This window comes from Mycobacterium sp. 1081908.1 (assembly GCF_001673535.1).
In the GTDB taxonomy this organism is placed as follows: domain Bacteria; phylum Actinomycetota; class Actinomycetes; order Mycobacteriales; family Mycobacteriaceae; genus Mycobacterium.
Window position 1 is genome coordinate 25,112 of the sequence record NZ_LZLY01000130.1, and the last position, 18,793, is coordinate 43,904.

5 protein-coding genes are annotated in these 18,793 nt (G+C 69.0%); 4 read left to right on the top strand and 1 reads right to left on the bottom strand.

Going from position 1 to position 18,793, the window contains the following annotated elements:
• Window positions 1-172 precede the first annotated feature (172 nt).
• Window positions 173-11,203, top strand: coding sequence for a type I polyketide synthase (locus A5655_RS21290; RefSeq protein WP_067013452.1), 11,031 nt, complete (start codon window positions 173-175; stop codon window positions 11,201-11,203).
• 161 nt (window positions 11,204-11,364) lie between these two features.
• The gene (locus A5655_RS21295; protein WP_197508761.1) at window positions 11,365-12,327 is read left to right on the top strand and encodes a sulfotransferase; all 963 of its coding nucleotides are present in this window, start codon (window positions 11,365-11,367) and stop codon (window positions 12,325-12,327) included.
• An 8-nt stretch (window positions 12,328-12,335) separates the two neighbouring features.
• On the opposite strand, the gene A5655_RS21300 is transcribed toward A5655_RS21295, so the two are convergent.
• The gene (locus A5655_RS21300) at window positions 12,336-13,202 is read right to left on the bottom strand and encodes a class I SAM-dependent methyltransferase (protein ID WP_082978791.1); all 867 of its coding nucleotides are present in this window, start codon (window positions 13,200-13,202) and stop codon (window positions 12,336-12,338) included.
• Window positions 13,203-14,000: 798 nt separating this feature from the next.
• Here A5655_RS21300 and A5655_RS21305 point away from each other — a divergent pair.
• Window positions 14,001-14,231: an MbtH family protein gene (locus tag A5655_RS21305; protein WP_067013458.1), complete on the top strand. Its 231-nt coding sequence runs from the start codon at window positions 14,001-14,003 to the stop codon at window positions 14,229-14,231.
• Window positions 14,232-14,236: 5 nt separating this feature from the next.
• Window positions 14,237-18,793: a non-ribosomal peptide synthetase gene (locus A5655_RS29295; RefSeq protein ID WP_082978792.1), complete on the top strand. Its 4,557-nt coding sequence runs from the start codon at window positions 14,237-14,239 to the stop codon at window positions 18,791-18,793.

Here is an 18,793-nt window from a genome sequence, read left to right on the forward strand (position 1 = left end):
CTATTCGCGTGACAGGGGTCTCACCCAGCAAGTATGGTCTAGAACTTGTTATACCCATGTCGAGTAGACGTCTGGAGACGCGGTTGAGCATCAATCCCTTCGATGATGGCGGGGGCTGCTTTTTCGTCTTGGTCAACGACGAGAAGCAACAGCAGATGATCGGCGGTCGGAAATGACTGATCTACAGAACGGTCTCGAAACACCAAAACCCGCCCGCGGATCGCAGGGCACGGGCGAGAGCTACGCCATCGTCGGCTACGCGGTGCGCCTGCCGGGCGCCCCCGATGCCAACGCGTTCTGGGATGTGCTGTGCAAAGGCCGCGACGCGCTCTCGGAGGTGCCCCCGGACCGCTGGGATGTCGACCAGTTCTACGACCCGGATCCCGATGCCCCTGGAAAGATCGTCAGCCGCCGGGCCGGGTTCATCGAGGACGTGACCGGGTTCGACGCGCCGTTCTTTGGGTTGTCGAACCGGGAAACCATGCTGATCGACCCGCAGCACCGGATCCTGCTGGAGACGGCCTGGCAGGCGGTGGAGCATTCGGGAACCGCCCCGTCGGCGCTGGCGAACACCAAGACCGGTGTGTTCATGGGTCTGGGCACCCACGACTACCTGGGCCTGATCTCCGAACAGCTGAGTTACGAGGAGATCGAGGCCTACGTCGCGATCGGGACGTCGTCCGCCGCGGGCGCGGGCCGGATCAGCTATGGGCTGGGGTTGCAGGGCCCGGCGGTGTCCGTCGACACGGCGTGCAGCTCGTCGCTGGTGGCCGTGCATCAGGCGTGCCAGGCGCTGCGCTTCGGCGAATGCGACCTCGCGCTGGCCGGCGGCGTCAACGTCCTGCTCAGCGCGAAGACCGCGATGACCTTCTCGCACGCGCACATGCTGGCCCCGGACGGGAAGTGCAAGACCTTCGACGCGGCCGCCGACGGTTATGTGCGCGGCGAGGGCTGCGGCGTCGTCGTCGTCAAGCGCCTCGAGGACGCCATCCGTGACGGCGACCGGATCCGGGCCGTCATCCGGGGCAGCGCGATCAACCAGGACGGCGCGTCGGGCGGATTGACGGTGCCCAACGGTGTCGCCCAGCAGCGCGTGATCGCCGAGGCGCTGCAGTGCGCGGGTGTCGCGCCCGGTGACGTGGGATACCTGGAGGCGCACGGGACGGGCACCTCGCTGGGCGACCCGATCGAGGTCCAGGCTGCGGGCGCGGCGTTGGGCAAGGGGCGTGACGCCGACCGGCCGCTGCTGATCGGGTCGGTGAAGACGAACATCGGGCACCTGGAGGCGGCCGCGGGAATCGCGGGCCTGATCAAGGTGATCCTGTCCCTCGAGCACGAGGTGCTGCCGAAGCACCTGAACTTCAGCAAGCCGTCGCCGCACATTCCGTGGGACCGGCTGCCCGTGCGGGTGGTGGACGAGGCCCTGCCCTGGAAACGCGACGGCCGGCCCCGCATCGCCGGGGTCAGCTCGTTCGGGTTCTCCGGGACCAACTCGCACATCATCGTGGAGGAAGCGCCCGAGGTGGCCCCGGTCGCCGCCGCGCCGGAGACCCCGTCGGACGACCGGCGGTTCAGCCTGTTGCCGCTCTCGGCGCGCAACCCGGCGGCGCTGGCGGAGCTCGCCAAGGCCTACGGCGGCTGGCTGGCCGCCCACCCGGACGCCTCGCTGGCCGACGTCTGCCTGACGGCCGGCGCCGGGCGCTCGCACTTCGAGCACCGGGCCGCGCTGGTGGTGAATTCGACGGAGTCCGCGCGCGAGCAACTCGCCGCGCTGGCCGACGATCGCCCGGCGCCGGGCCTGCTGCGCGGCGACTGCACCGACCGGCCGAAGACGGCGTGGTTGTTCACCGGCCAGGGCAGCCAGTATGCCGGCATGGCGCGGGAGCTCTTCGAGACCGAACCGGTGTTCGCCGAGACGATGACCCGGTGCGCGGCGGCGGTCGCCGACGTGCTCGAAAAGCCGCTGCTGGACGTGATTTTCGACCCGGACGGCGACGACACCCTGCGGCAGACCAGTTACGCCCAGCCCGCCCTGTTCGCGGTCGAGATGGGCCTGGCCCGCCTCTGGCAGTCGTGGGGCTTCGAAGCGGACGTGGTGATCGGCCACAGCGTCGGCCAGTACACGGCGGCCTGCGTCGCGGGCGTGTTCAGCCTCGAGGACGGAATGCTGCTGATGGCCGAGCGCGGCCGCCTGTTCGGCAGCTTGCCCGACGGCGGCCGGATGGTCGCGGTCTTCGCCGCCCCCGAGCGGGTGGAGGGCATCACCGACGAGTTCCCCAGCCTGTCCGTGGCCGCCTACAACGGCGCGAACACCGTGCTGTCGGGGCCCGTTCAGGATCTCGACCAGGCGGTGGCCGGCCTGGAAGCCGACGGTGTGCGCTGCGACTGGCTGGACACCAGCCACGCCTTCCACTCGGCGCTGCTGGACCCGGTCCTCGACGAATTCGAGGCGTACGCCAACCGGTTCGAGTTCGGCGCGCCACAAAAGACGTTGGTGTGCAACCGCACCGGCGCGGCCCTGGGCCGAAGCGCGAAGCTGGACGGCGCCTACTGGCGCCGCCACGCGCGGCAGCCGGTCGAGTTCGCCAAGAGCGTGCGCACGCTGGCCGAACTGCACTGCACGATGCTGCTGGAGATCGGCCCCCAGCCGATCCTGACCGCCGCCGCCATGCGGGCGTGGCCGGACCCGGCCACCGCGCCGCGGGCGATCGCGTCGCTGCGTAAGAACATCGCCGACCATCGCCAGATCACCGAAGCCCTCGCGAACGCCTACATCGTCGGGCACCGGCCCGACTTCGGCGCCCTGGCGCCGGTGAGCGCGCGCAAGCTCGACCTGCCCACCTATCCGTTCCAGCACCGCCAGTACTGGTTCCGCGAGCAGAAGGCCGCGGCCGCCCAAACCTCCAGCCAGCCGTCGGCCATGCGGACCCAGGCCGTCGGGCTGCTGGAGGACGGCCGGTTCGAGGAGCTCGCGGCGCTGCTCGGCGGCGGGACCAGCAATCAACAGACCGTCGATGTGCTGAAACAGCTTGCGGCAGAACACAACCAACAGCGCAACGCCCAGTCCATCGCGGACTCCCGCTACGAGATCCGCTGGGAGAAATCGGCCACCAAGGCCGCTGCGGCGGCCGGCGAGGGTTCGGCGTGGCTGCTCGTCAGCGACGACGCGCAGGCGGTTCAGCCGTTGGTCGACGCGCTGACGGCGCGCGGGCACCGGGCTCGGATCGTGGGGCTGCCGGTGTCCGACGCCGACGCGGAGCGGCTCCAAGGCGTGTTGCGCGACGCGGTAGCGGACGAACCGGCGCTGCGTGTCCTGCATCTCGCGGCCCTCGGGTCGGACCCGTCATCGTCGACGCAATCGCTGTTGCGGATGCAGCACCAGGTCCTGAGCGGAACGCGGCGACTCTTCTGCGCCGCGGCCGGCGCCGACCTGCGCGCACCGATCTGGCTGATAACCCGTGGCGCGCAACGGGTCACCGACGCGGACAAGGTGTCACCGGCGCAGTCCTGCCTGTGGGGCTTCGGTCGCGCGGCCGCGCTGGAACACCCGCGGCTGTGGGGCGGGCTGGCGGACCTGGCCGGCGGCGGTGCCGACCAGTGGTCCGCGCTGGTCGACCAACTGGTGGCAGCCCCCGCGGGTGAAGACCAGTTCGCGCTCCGCGACCAAGCGGTCTACGTGCCCCGGCTCTCTCGGCGCTCGGGCCAGCCGGCCGGGACGCCGCTGGCACTGCGTGACGACGCAACGTATTTGGTGACCGGCGGGCTGGGCGCGATCGGGCTGGAAGTCTCCGAATACCTGGCCGCGCACGGCGCCCGGCATCTGGTGCTCACCAGCCGGCGCGCACCCAGCGAGGCCGCGCAGCAACGCATCGACGCGATACGCGAGCAGACCGGCGCCGAGGTCCGGGTCATCACGGCCGATGTGTCCAACCCGCACGACGTCGCTCACGTCCTGGCCACCCTGCGGGCCGACCTGCCGCCGCTGGCCGGGGTCGTGCACGCCGCGGGCGAGATCAGCACCACCCCGCTGCAATCCCTGGATGACGCCGAGGTGGATCGGGTGTTCGCCGGGAAGGTGTGGGGCGCTTGGAATTTGAGCGAAGCCACCGCCGACCTGAAGCTGGACTTCTTCCTCAGCACCTCCTCGATCGCCGGGGTGTGGGGCGCCGGCGGCCAGACCGCCTACAGCGCCGCCAACGCCTTCCTGGACGGGCTGGCCTGGCGCCTGCGTGAGCAGGGTGTGCCCGGGGTCAGCGTCAACTTCGGCCCGTGGTCGAACGCCGGCATGGCCGACGAGGCCGCCCGCGCCGAACTGGACAAGCGTGGGGTCCGGCCCTTGTCGCCCGCCGATGCCTTGGCGGGCATGGCCGAGCTGATCGCGTCTTCGGCCAACGGCGCGTCGCACGGCGTGGTGGCCCGCATCGACTGGGCCAAGTTCCTGCCGCTGTACCAGATGGCGGGCAAGCGAGCGTTCTTCACGCAGTTGCAGCGCGAGGTGCCCGCCGAGGCGGCGGGGGCGGAACAGGCGGCCGCGTCCGGGACCACCCAGCTGGTCGACCGGCTCACCGCGGCCCCGGTGCAGCAGCGGAAGAAACTCGTCGTCGACTACCTGCGCGACGCCGTCGCGGACGTGACCCGGATCGACCCCGCGGAGATCCGCGAGGAGGCCGGGCTTTTCGACCTGGGCATGGATTCGCTGATGGCCGTCGAGCTGCGGCGCCGGCTCGAGCGAGCGGTCGGCGCGGAGCTGCCGTCGACGCTGGCGATGGACTACCCGCGCATCACCGACGTGGCGAATTTCCTCGTCAACGACGTGCTCAGCCTCGACGCACCGGCGCCCGCGAGTGCGGCGGCGCAGCCGGCGCCGGCGGTGGCCGCGGTGACGGCGCGCACGGACGAGCCGATCGCGATCGTCGCGGTGGCCTGCCGCTTCCCGGGCGCTCCCGACCCCGACGCCTACTGGGAGCTGCTGTCCGGCGGTGTCGACGCGATCCGGGAGATCCCGGACGACCGCTTCGACGTCGACGAGTACTACGACCCGGATCCCGAGGCGGCGGGCAAGATCTACACCCGCTACGGCGGATACCTGGAAAGCATCGACGGATTCGATCCGGAGTTCTTCGGCATTTCCCCGCGCGAGGCCGTCTGGATGGATCCCCAGCAGCGGTTGATGCTCGAGATCGCGTGGGAGGGCCTGGAACGGGCCGGGTATGCGCCGGCGGGGTTGCGCGGCAGCCGAACCGGCGTCTTCGTGGGCGTGGCCGCCAACGAATATTCGCAGCTGCTGAACGCCAACTCGGTCGACACCATCGAGGCCCACTTCATCACCGGCAACGCGCTCAACGTCATCGCGGGCCGGGTCGCGTTCGCGCTCGGCCTGGAAGGCCCGGCGATGGCGGTGGACACCGCGTGCAGCGCCTCGCTGGTGGCCGTCCACCAGGCCTGCCAGGCCTTGCATTCCGGTGACTGCGACATGGCGCTCGCCGGTGGGGTGAACGTCTTGGTGAGCCCGGCGTCCATCGTTGCCACCGCGCGCGCCCGCATGCTTGCCGCCGACGGCCGGTGCAAGACCTTCGACGCGGCCGCCAACGGCTACGCGCGCAGCGAGGGCTGCGGGATCCTGGTGCTCAAGAGGCTCAGCGATGCCGAGCGCGACGGCGATCAGATCTGCGCGGTCATCCGCGGCAGCGCGGTCAACCAGGACGGCGCGTCCAGCGGTTTGACGGTGCCCAATGGTGGTGCGCAGCAACGGCTTATCGCCGCGGCGCTGGCTCGCGCCGGTCTCGTCGGCGGGGACGTCGACTACCTCGAGGCGCACGGCACGGGCACCTCGCTGGGCGACCCGATCGAGGTCCAGGCCGCCGCGGCTGCTTATGGCGTCGGTCGTGACCCGGACCGGCCGCTGCTGATCGGATCGGCGAAGACCAACATCGGTCACCTCGAATCGGCGGCGGGGATCGCCGGCCTGATCAAGGTCGTGTTGTCGTTGCAGCACGAGGCCCTGCCGCAGAACCTGCACTTCGAGAACCCGTCGCCGAACATTCCGTGGGACTCGCTGCCGGTTCGGGTGGTGGACAAGCCGATTCCGTGGCACGCCAACGGCCGGCCGCGCCGCGCCGGGACGAGTTCGTTCGGGTTCTCCGGCACCAACGCGCACGTCCTCATCGAGGAGGCGCCGGCGAAATCCGGGGCGCCCGAGGACTCTTCGGGCGACGTCGCCGCGGCGACCGAGCCGGCCGCCGAGCACGCGCCGGTCAGCGTGCTGCCGCTGTCGGCGCGCTCACCGCAGGCGCTGGTGTCGCTGGCGCAGCGGTATGGGGCCTGGCTGGAGGAGCACCCGGAGGCCGACATCGCCGACGCGTGCTACACGGCGGCCGTGGGGCGTTCGCATTTCGAACACCGGGCGGCGCTGGTCGTGGACTCGGTTCAGGGCGCCCGCGATCTGTTGGCCGGGTTGGCCGAGAACCGGCTGGGGCCGGGCGCGGTGCGTGGCGAGTGCGGTGACCCGCCGAAGACGGCGTGGTTGTTCACCGGGCAGGGCAGCCAATATTCGGGAATGGCGCGCGAGCTGTTCGACACGGAGCCGGTTTTCGCCGACACCGTGAAGCGGTGCGCGGAAGCGATCGACCCGATGTTGCCGCGCCCGCTGCTTGAGGTGCTGTTCGACGACGAGGCCGGGGACACCCTGCGGCACACCTCTTTTGCCCAGCCGGCGCTGTTCGCCGTCGAGATGGGCCTGGCGCGGTTGTGGCAGTCGTGGGGCGTCGAGCCCGACGTGGTGCTGGGCCACAGCGTGGGCCAGTACGCGGCGGCCTGCGTGGCCGGGGTGGTCAGCCTCGAGGACGGGGCGCGGCTGATGGCCGAACGCGGCCGGCTGTTCGGGAACCTGCCCGAGGGCGGCCGGATGGTGGCGGTGTTCGCCGACCCCCAGCAAGTGGAGCGCATCGCCGACGAATTCCCGCACATCTCGGTCGCCGCCTACAACGGCCCCAACACGGTGCTGTCGGGCCCGGCCGCGGACCTCGAGCAGATCGTCGCCAGGCTCAGCGGCGACGGAACCCGCTGCACCTGGCTGGAAACCAGCCATGCCTTCCATTCGGAGCTGCTGGAGCCGGCGCTCGACGAGTTCGAGTCGTACGCAAAGGGGTTCGCGTTCGCGGTTCCGACCCTGCCCCTGGTGTGCAACCGCACCGGCGCGGTCATCACCGCGGACACCCCGCTGGACGCACAGTATTGGCGGCGGCATTCCCGCCAGCCGGTGCAGTTCGCCGAAAGCGTGCAAACCGTGGCGGCGCTGGGCTGCTCGGTGTTGATGGAGATCGGGCCGCAACCGGTCCTGACCGGCGCCGCGGTGCAGGCGTGGCCGGAATCCTCGGCCACTCCGCGTTCCATCGTGTCCCTGCGCAAGGGCGTCGACGCCCGGGGGCAGATTGCCGAAGCGCTGGCCGCGGTGTACGTGGCCGGGCACCGGCCCGAGTTCGCCGCGCTGTACCAGCGGCCACATCACACGGTCGAGCTGCCCACCTATCCGTTCCAGCGCCGTCGCTTCTGGCCCAAGACCGCCGACGTCGCGATCGACGGCGCCGCCGCGTCCGGAATCCTGGGCAGCGCAAAGGATCTCGCCTCCGGCGACTCCGTCTACACCAGCAGGTGGTCCGTCAAGTCGCAGCCGTGGCTTTCCGATCACGTCATTTACGGCACCGTCGTCGTTCCCGGCGCGACCTACGCGGCGATGGCCATCGCCGCGGTCGGGGCCCCGGCCCAGGTGCGCGACGTCTTCTTCTACGAGCCGATCATCCTGCCCGACAAGAACTCCCGGGAGGTGCAGCTGACCGTGCATCCCGTGGACGGGGGCGGCTGGACCTTCCAGGTGCACAGCCGCCCGTACGGTGACCGTGACGCCGAGTGGGCGTTGAACGCCGACGGCCGGATCGTCAGTGGGGATGACGACGAGCCCGCGCTGGAGCCGACGGAATCGATCGACGCGGCCTGCGAGCGGCTGGGCCGCACGCGTCCGCAGCAGCTGTTCGACACCTTCGCCGACATGGAGCTGACCTGGGGTCCCACCTGGTCCACGTCGCTCAAATCGCTGTGGGCCGGTGACGGCGAGGCGGTCGGCGACATCGCCATCGGCGAGGAGCTCGCCGAACAGCTCGGCGCCGAGCCGATCCACCCGGTGCTGCTGGACCTGTGCACCGGCATCGCCTTCCCGGCCCTGGAGGCGGCGCTCTCGGCGACCGAGGAGGGCGGCGGGTTGAGCGACCTGTTCCTGCCGCTGCGGTACGGGCGGGTGGTGCTGCACGACAAGATGCCGCGGCGGTTCTACTGCCGCGCGCGTTGGCAAAGCGGCGGCCTCGACAGCGAAACGCAGGCCTTCGATCTCGATTTCGTGGATCGCGACGGTCGCCAGCTGGGCGAGATCCGCGACTTCACGGTCAAGCGCGCACCCCGGGACGCGCTGCTGCGCGGGCTCGGCGGCGACGCCACCCGCAACCTGTACACCCTCGGCTGGGAGGAAGTGCCGGCGCCGGCGACGGACGGCGCCGCCGCGAACGGCGACGGCACCTGGCTGATCGCCGGGTTCGACGAGCTGGCGGCCGAGGTGGCGGGTTGCGTCTCGGTCGACCGTGCGTCGGCGGACGCGGAGCGCTGGAAGCGGCTGTTCGCGGAGGCCCAGGAGCGCGGCGCTCCGGTCTCCGGCGTCGTCTGGCGCAGCCCCGGGCGGCCCGACGCCCAAGAGTCGGGCGCCGAATTCGCCACCCGGCTGGAGACCGAGATCGACGAGCTGCTCACGGTCGTGCGCGCGCTGCTGGCGCAGCAAGACCTCAAGCTCAGCGGCGGGCTGTGGATCGTCACCGAACGGGCGGTGGCGACCGAGTCCGGCGAGCCGGTCGACTCGGCGCAGGCGGCGCTGTGGGGCTTCGGGCGGACCGTCATCACCGAGCAGCCGAGCCTGCGCTGCCGGCTGGTCGACAGCGACGGGGCCGGCGACGCGGTGCGCTCGCTGGCCGGCCTGCTCGGCACGCCCGCGGACGAACCCGAAATCGCCTTGCGGCAAGGAAAGTACTTCGTGCCGCGGCTGCTGCCCTGGACGCGCGACGGCCACCTCGAGGTGCCGCGCGCGACCGACTACATCCTGGACGTGACGGAACGCGGCGCGATCGACAACCTTCGTCTGACCGAGATGACCGTGCCGCCGCCGGCGGCGGGCCAGGTCCAGATCCGGGTGGAGGCCGCGGGCCTCAATTTCCGGGACGTGCTCAACGTACTCGGCCTGTACCCGGGCGATCCGGGACGGATCGGCGGCGGCGACCTCTCCGGCGTCGTCACCGAATTGGGTTCCGGCGTGACCGGTTTCGAGGTCGGCCAGCGCGTCTTCGGCTTCATGCCGGGGTCGTTCACCACCCGGGTCAACGTGCCGGCACAGTTCCTGGCTGCGGTGCCGAACGGCGTGAGCGCCGTGGGAGCGGCGACCATCCCCGCCGGGGCGCTGACCACCCGGCTGGCGTTCGACTGGGCGCAGGTCGGGCCCGGTGATCGGGTGCTGATCCACGCCGCCAGCGGTGGTGTGGGCCTGGCCGCGATCCAGATCGCCCAGCAGCGCGGTGCGACCGTGTTCGCCACCGCCAGCGCCTACAAGCGCGCGACGCTGCGCAAGATGGGCGTGCAGCACATCTACGACTCGCGCAGCACGGATTTCGCCGACCAAATACTGGCGGACACCGGCGGCGCCGGCGTCGACGTGGTGCTCAACAGCCTGACCAACGAGGGGTTCATCGAGGCGACCGTGCGGGCGACCGCGCAGGGCGGCCGGTTCGCCGAGATCGCCAAGCGGGACATCTGGACGCGCGAGCAGATGGCGGCGGCCCGTCCCGACCTCGCCTACGAGATCATCGCGCTGGACTGGTGCATCGAGCACGAACCCGAACGGACCGGGAACCTGCTGGCCGAGCTGGCGGACAGCATGGCCGCCGGCGACCTGGCGCCGCTCGCGGCCGAGGTTTACCCGGTGACGGAGGCGAAGACGGCGTTCCGGCGCATGCAGCAGGCGCGCCACATCGGCAAGATCGTGCTGCAGATGCCGCAACCGCTGCAGCCGCGGGCGGACCGCAGCTATCTGATCACCGGCGGGCTCGGTGCGCTCGGCTTGCACACGGCGGCCCACCTGGCCCAGCTCGGCGCCGGTGACATCGTGTTGACCAGCCGCCGCGCACCCGATGCGGACGCACAGGCGGCAATCGACGACATCACCGAGCGCTACCGAAGCCGCATCCACGTCGTCGCGGCCGACGTCGGCGAGGAGTCGGAGGTCGCAAGGCTGCTGGAGCGGATCCGGGCGGAGTTGCCGCCGCTGGCGGGGGTGGCCCACCTGGCGGGCGTCCTCGACGACGCGCTCCTGCCACAGCAGAGCCTCGAAGGCTTCCGGAAGGCATTGGCGCCCAAGGCCTTCGGCGGCTGCCACCTGCATCACCTGACGAAGAACGACGATCTTGATTTCTTCGTCGTCTACTCGTCGGCCTCGAGCGTGATCGGCTCGCCCGGCCAGGCCAACTACGCGACCGCCAACGCGCTGCTCGACGGGCTCGTTGCGGAGCGCAGGGCCCAGGGCCTGCCCGCGACCGCGATCAACTGGGGTCCATGGGCCAAGGGCGGCATGGCCACGTCGCACGCCGCGCGCGCAAATCTCAGCGCCCAAGGCCTGATCCCGCTGGAACCCTCGGCCGCCCTCAACGCGCTCGATGAGATCCTCGCCCACGGAACCGGGCAGGCAACCGTCATCAAAGCCAACTGGCAGCGCGCCGCGAAGGGGCTGGGCGCCTCCCGCCCGGCGATGCTCGACCATGTGCTGCCGAGTGCCGTCACGGCGACACGCGGCGACAGCGAGTTGTTGCGGCAGCTGCACGAGGTGCCCGAGGCCGAACGCGGCAGCTTCCTCACGGAATACCTGCGCTACGAAGTCCAGAATTTCCTGAGGCTCGCGCAACCGCCGGCCGCCACCAGCCGGTTCCTGGAACTGGGCACCGACTCGCTGATGGCGGTCGAATTCAGCAACCGGTTGCTCCCGCAGTTTGGCGGCGCGTTCACGATCAGCGCCACCGCGGTATTCGACTATCCGACCATCGGGTCGCTGGCCGAGTACCTGGCCGGCCAGGTGCCGGAGTCGGATAAGGCGGATTCGGTCGGCCTGGCCGAGCCCACGTAATCCGCGCCACGAAATGACCGGGACAGGGCGGCGTTCGCGCGCGTGTCAGTTCGACGAAGGATGCCGGTAAGTCAGCGACCCAGTTTGTAAATCAGGAGGCCGATAGCCGTTCCCCTTGAGCCTCGCCAGACAGCACAAAATTAGACGGGAGCATGTGGGACGTGGCCGTAGAACGGGAGTTCGCCAACCCTGTCGAGGGCAGGCAGCGGATTCTCGTTACCGGCGCGCCCCGATCGGGCACCACCTGGGCCGGCCGAATGATCGCCCATGCGCCCGGGATGGGTTATATCCATGAACCCTTCACCCCGGAAAATGGCGACTTATGCGGCTTCGCCAATCCGATAAAGGTCAAGTTTCAGTACATAACCGACGAGAACGCTTGCCAATTCGACAACTATCTCGAGGGCCTGGTTGATTTCAAGTATCCCGTGTGGACAAACCTCGTTCACACCAGGACCGCGAGGGAAGCGGCGCGAGTGCTATTGGCGTTTGCGAATCTGTCCACGCACCGGTTGAGAAAAGACACGGCGGTCATGAAAGATCCGGTCGCCGTCTTTTCCGCCCCCTGGTTGGCTCGCCGGTTCGACATGAACGTCGTGGTCATGATCCGGCACCCGGCCGCGTTGTGTTCCAGCCTGAAGATTCTGAATTGGAAATTCGATTTCAACCACTTCCTGAGGCAACCGCGACTCATGCGCGAAACCCGGTTGGCGGATTTTGAATCGGAGATCCGTTATTTCGCCGCGCATGAGCAGGAAATCATCCTGGTGGGGGCCCTTTTATGGAACTGCATCTACGCGGTGGTGAATGAGTACCGCACGCGCTATCCGGGATGGCTGTTCCTCAAGCACGAAGAACTGTCCATGGACCCGGTGGACAGTTTTCAAAAAGTCTATGCCGCGCTCGGCCTGGAATTCACAACCGGCGCCCGGACCGCCATCGAGGCGAGCTCGGGCGAGCAGAACCCATCGGAACCGGTGCGGGGCGACGAATTCAGCATCAGGCGAAACAGCAGGGTGAACGTCTTGAACTGGAAGAGTCGGCTCAGCGACCGCGAAATCACGACCATCAAAGAGCTGACGGGCGACATATCGAGGCTGTTCTACTCAGACCTCGAGTGGTGATGTCGACGCTATGCGGCCTCGGTCCGCAGTTGCGATCTCAGAATCCGGTACTCCAATAGCCCGGCCCGCATCTGTTCGTAGATCGCGGAGCCGGGCAGGGAGAGGAAGTTCGCGACGCGGGCATTTCGGTCTCCGTATACCTCAGCCCAGGTATCGCTCGCTTGATCGCGCGAGGCCAGCACGTTACCGGTGATGTCCCGGTCGCTTTCGGTGACGAAGCCGGAGCGCTTCAGACGCATCCTCACCTGCTCCCAGTCCTCGGGGCTCAGGAAGTCGGTGTGCAGGAACCATGCTCCGGGCCGGCAGATCCTGCGGACTTCGCCCAGGAATTTCGGCAGGTTGCCGTACGAATGTGAGGACTCCACGTTGACGACGGCATCGCACGACGCGTCGGGCAGGGGGATGTTCAGCGCATCGCCGACCCGGAAGTCGATCGGCCGCTTCACGTGCGTTTTGCTGCAGAAGGCGATCGCTTCCGAGGACATGTCGATGCCGATCACCTGGGCGCTGAACTTCTCCGCGACCAGCGCGGCGTTGCCGCCGCGGCCGCACCCGATCTCCACGACGGTGCGGTCGTTGAGGTCGACCGGCCCGAGGACTTCGAACACCAACCGGACCGAGTTGGCGTTGAACGTGCCCGGGCGAATGTCGAACGCGGATTCGTCATTGGAACCCAGCGACGCGTACCCATAATTGAGGAAAAACGATGAATCAGCGACACCGGCATCCTCAAGGCGGCGGCTGAGCAAATTATAAAAGCTTTTCCACCCGCCGGCGGTCGTGGAAAGTAGGTCGTCAGCGAGGTGCTCCGACATTGCAACGGGTGAATTATCCTTCGACTCGACCTGTGCCGAAGATTCGCTATGGCTATCCATTTATGTCGCCCCAACCAGATCTGCTTTGACCCATGATCGGTCACATGGTGTCTTTATTGTGGATATTCGATTCGAAATTCACCCGGTTCAACGTGCCGCCCAATCAGGTTGCATGCTACACGACCGGCACGCGACCGGAAGGGGCTCAAGCTTCGCGCGTCAGGCCTCATGAATTCATCTAGTCCGGGGCCGCCGCGACCGCGCGAATTCGGTAAGGCGACGTGGCCGATGCGCTACCCGGAAGCGTCGATGTGTGCGGTCCCGAAGACGGCCGCTTCGTCGCGTTCGGAAGTTCGGAAGTTCGGAAGTCCGGAAGTTCGGAAGAGAGCGTCGCCGAATGTGCGGGCCCGTCGTAACCGGGCGGCAACCGTGATCAAGCCGGCCGCAGGCTCGAAGACGTGTAGTCGCGACGAGAGGGCGTAGTTCCCGAGGCTGCGACGAGTCCCGCCGGGCGGCTCCGCAATTTCGACACCTATATACATATGTGCGTCGCGGACGGCGATCGAAGTCCCGGCGGCCGGTCGGTCCTTGCCGACGGTCCCCTGCCTGCGGGTTCTGCCCGCGACGCCGCGGGTGAGCGCCGCGCCGAGGCCGGTGGCCGCCGTTTCGGCAGACCACGCGTAGGGGAGCGGGCGCTAAAACCGTACCAATAGTTCGTCTAGGCAACATTCCGGATGTGGTCGTGCCAGTAGATCGCCGCCACCTCAAATTCTGCGAAGGCTTAGACAAGCTCTGTGGGGCTCCAGTATGGTTTAGAACTTGTTATACCCATGTCCAGTTAGACGGTCTGGAGACGCGGTGAGCACTAATCCGTTCGACGACGACGACGGCAGTTTTTTCGTCTTGGTCAACCACGAGGAACAGCACAGCCTGTGGCCGGCGTTCGCCGATGTTCCAGCCGGCTGGAGGGTGGTGCACGGCGAAGCGGACCGCGCAGCGTGCCTGGACTACATCGAACAGAACTGGACCGATATACGGCCGAAAACTCTGCGCGAACGGTTAGCGGCGGGACAGGGGTTTGATAGGTAATCCCGATGGAACTTGATGACCGGGCTCTCCCGCTGACGCGGGGACAGCTGGACATTTGGCTCGCGCAGGAAACGGGTCACTCCGGTACGGAGTGGCAGCTCGGCGTCCTTGTGCGATTCGACGGCACGGTGGACCGAGACCTGCTCCAGCGGGCGATCCGTCACGCGATGCGGGAGGCCGAACCGGCCCGGGCCGCCGTCTTCGAAGTGGATGGCCGGGTTTTCCAGAAGGCGATCGATTACCCGGACTTCGAGGTGGCCTTCCACGACCTGAGCGACACGCGCCATCCGGTGCAGGAAGCCCGTCGGATGGCGTTGTCGATACAACGCACGCCATTGCCCCCGGCCGGCCCGCTGTTCAAGTTTGCTTTATTCCAAACATGGTCCGATGAATTCTATTTGTTCGGCTGCTTCCATCACATGATCGTGGACGGCACCGGAATCACGCTTATCGCGAATCGAATTGCAACCGTCTACGCCGCAATTGTTTCGAACGCACCCATTCCTCCCGCTTTCTTCGGCTCTCTGGAGGAATTGGTTCGGTGCGAATCAGAATACGAAGCGTCCGCCGATTACGCGGAAGATCAGGATTATTGGACCAGGAATCTCCCACCGGAAAGCGGGCCGCAAAACGGGTTCCTGCCGGCCGCGGAAGAGGAGGGGGACCGGTCCCAGCCGTCCGCGCCGGTTCGCCTGGACCCCGCCCTCCTTCGACGCGTTCAAGAACTGGCCGACGGGTGGAATGTGCCGCGTTCGTCGGTCATCACCGCGGCGTGCGCCCTCCTGGTGCGCGGGTGGTGCGCCGAGGGCTCGGAGGTGGTGCTCGAGTTTCCGGTGAGCCGGCGCGTGCGTCCGGAGTCGAAGACGCTGCCGGGGATGGTTTCCGGCGTGGTGCCGCTGGTGTTGAGCGTTTCGCCGCAATCCACGGTCGCCGGCTTTTGCGAGTATGTCGATGCGCGGATCCGGGAGGCGTTGGACCATCAGCGGTTCCCGGTGCACGCCCTCGAACGCAAGGCCGGGGCCGGACAGCGAGCCGACCGGGTGAGCGTCAACTTCATGCCGTCGAAGATGACGATGGACTTCGCCGGTGTCGCCGCGTCTGCGTCGTTCACCAATCCCGTTCAGGTGGGCGCCTTCGCGTTGATGTTCTCCGGCGGCGGCGACCAGCTTTTCCTCAGCACGGCGGGCGCCGGGAGCCCGCTCGCGAATTTCGAGGTCTCCGAATTGGCGAAACGGCTGGGCCGGGTGCTGATGGCGATGACCACCGATCCGGGCCGGCGGCTCTCGTCGATGGACCTGTTCGAAAACGCCGAGCTGCACGGGCTCGACGGGTGGGGTAACCGCGCGGTGTTGAGCCGGCCGGCACCCGCTTCGTCGTCGATCCCGGCGCTGTTCTCCGCCCAGGCCGCCCGCGCGCCGGAGGCGGTGGCGATCACGTTCGGGGAATCGTCGTGGACCTACCGCGAGGTCGAGCAGGCCGCCGACCGGTTGGCGCACCTGCTGGCGGGCCACGGGATCGGCCCGGGGCAGCGGGTGGCGCTGTTGTTGCCGCGGTCGGCCGAGGCGATCGTGGCGATCCTGGCGGTGCTCAAGACCGGGGCGGCGTATGTGCCGATCGACCCGGCGGTGCCGGCGGCCCGAATCGAGTTCATGCTCGACGACGCCGCGCCGACCGCGGCGATCACCGCCGCCGGCCTGGCCGACCGGCTCGCCGGCCGCGACCTGCTCGTCATCGACGTCGCGAACCTGGCGGGCCCCGCCGTCGGCCCCGAATCCGGCGCCGCGCTGCCGATGCCGGAGCCGGACAACATCGCTTACCTCATCTACACCTCGGGGACCACGGGCGTGCCCAAGGGGGTGGCCATCACCCATCACAACGTGACCCGGCTGCTGGAGTCCCTGGCCGTCGAACTGTCGCCGGGGCAAGTGTGGTCGCAGTGGCACTCGTTGGCATTCGACGTCTCGGTGTGCGAGATCTGGGGTGCGCTGCTGTCCGGCGGGCGCCTCGTGGTGGTGCCCGAGTCGGTGGCGCGTTCGCCCGAGGATTTCCATGCGTTGTTGGCCCAAGAACGGGTCGAGGTCTTGAGCCAGACCCCGTCGGCGTTTTATGCGCTGCAAACCGCCGACGCGCTCTCGCCCGAGCTCGGGCGTCAGCTGGAACTGCGGGCGGTGATCTTCGCCGGTGAGGCACTGGAACCGCAGCGGTTGCGGACGTGGCTGGACAATCATCCCGAATCACCGCGGCTGCTCAACTTGTACGGCACCACCGAGACGACGGTGCACGCCTCGTTTCGGGAGATCCTCCCCGAGGATGTCGACGGCTCCGCCAGTCCGATCGGCGTGCCGTTGGGCCAGTACGCGTTCTTCGTGCTCGACGGGTGGATGCGTCAGGTGCCGGCCGGCGTGGTCGGGGAGTTGTACGTGGCCGGCGGCGCCGCGGGGTGCGGGTACTGGCGGCGTCCGGGTTTGACGTCGACGCGGTTCGTGGCGTGCCCGTTCGGCGAGCCCGGCGCGCGCATGTATCGCACCGGCGACCTGGCGTGGTGGGGCGCCGACGGGCAGCTGCGGTATGTCGGGCGCGCCGACGAGCAGGTCAAGATCCGCGGCTTCCGCATCGAGCTCGGCGAAGTCCAAGCCGCGCTCGCCGACCTGGACGGGGTCGAGCAGGCGGTGGTGCTCGCGCGCGAGGACCGCCCCGGTGACAAACGCCTGGTGGGATACGTGACCGGGTCCGCCGAGCCCGCCGCCGCGCGCGCCGCGCTGGCCGAGCGGTTGCCGGCGTACATGGTGCCGGCCGCGGTGGTGGTGATCGACGCGGTGCCCCTGACGGTCAACGGCAAACTCGACAAGCGGGCCCTCCCGGCACCCGAGTATCAGGACGTCGACCGCTATCGGGCCCCGGGCAACGCGGTCGAGGAGATCCTGGCCGACATCTACGCGCAGGTGCTCGGGCTGGAGCGCGTCGGGGTGGACGAGTCGTTCTTCGAGCTCGGCGGGGACAGCATCCTGTCGATGCAGGTGGTGGCGCGCGCGCGGGCCGCCGGCGTGGTGTGCCGACCGCGGGATATTTTCGTCGAGCAAACCGTGGCCCAGCTGGCCCGGGTTGCCGAAGTGGCCACCGGTGACGCCGATTTCGGCGACGAGGGCCTCGGTCCGCTGGACGCGACACCGATCATGCGCTGGCTGCGCGGTGTCGAGGGGCCGGTCGATCAGTTCAACCAGACGGTGTCGGTGCAGGCCCCCGCGGGGGCGACGGAGGCCGACGTGGTGGCGGTGTTGCAGGCCGTGCTGGATCGCCACGCCATGCTGCGGCTGCGGGTCGAGGATGACGGCGCCGGCGGCTGGGCGCTGACGGTGCCCGAGGCCGGCTCGGTGGACGCCCGCGGGTGCCTGCGCGCGGTGCCGGTGTTGTCCGACGACGCGGTGGTCGAGGCGCGGTCGCGGCTGAACCCGGCGGCCGGGGCGATGCTCAGCGCGCTGTGGGCGGCCGACACCGGGCAGTTGGTGTTGATCGTTCACCACCTGGCCGTCGACGGGGTGTCGTGGCGGATCCTGCTCGAGGACCTCAACATCGCCTGGGCCCAGCACCGCGGCGGGCAGCAGTTGGTGTTGCCGGCGCCCGGGACGTCGTTTGCCCACTGGGCTTCGCTGTTGGCCGAGCACGCGCGCCGCCCCGAGGTGGTGGCGCAGGCCGACGCCTGGCGGCAGATCGCGGCGGCGCCCGCGGCCCTGCCGGCGGTGCGTCCCGAGGTGGATACCTATGTCAGCGCGGGCAACCTGTCCGCGCAGCTCGACGCCGAGACCACCCGCGCGCTGCTCGACGAGGTGCCGGCGGCGTTTCATGCCGGGGTGCACGAGATCCTGTTGATCGCGTTCGCCTTGGCCGTGGCCGAATTCGTGGGCGGCGGCGGCGCGCCGATCGTCATCGACGTGGAGGGCCACGGGCGCCAGGAGGAACTGGCCCCCCATGTCGACCTGTCCCGCACGGTCGGGTGGTTCACCACCAAGTACCCGGTGTCGCTCGCGGTCGGCGGGCTGGACTGGGCGCGGGTGGTGGCCGGCGACGCGCGCCTGGGGACGGTCGTCAAAGACGCCAAAGAGCAGCTCCGCGCGCTGCCCGACGGCCTGACCTACGGCGCGTTGCGGTACTTGAACGACGACGTCGACCTGCCCCCCTCCGACCCGCCGATCGGGTTCAACTACCTCGGCCGCCTCGGTGCGACGGCCGAGGTGTCCGGCGACGTTTGGCGCCTCAGCCAGGGCGGCTGGTCGGTCACCGACGTCGCCGCCGCCATTCCCATGCCGCTGATGCACACCGTGGAGCTCAATGCCAGCACGGTCGACGCCGACACCGGCCCACAGCTGCACGCCCGCTGGACCTGGGCGCCCTCGACGCTGGACCACGCGCAGGTCAGCCGGCTGAGCCGGTTGTGGTTCGACGCGTTGGCCGGCATCTGCGCCCATGTGCGCGGCGGCGGGGGCGGGTTGACGCCCTCCGACATCGCGGCCGGCCTGAGCCAGCAACAAATCGACGACCTCCAGCGGCAATATGCGGATAGCTGA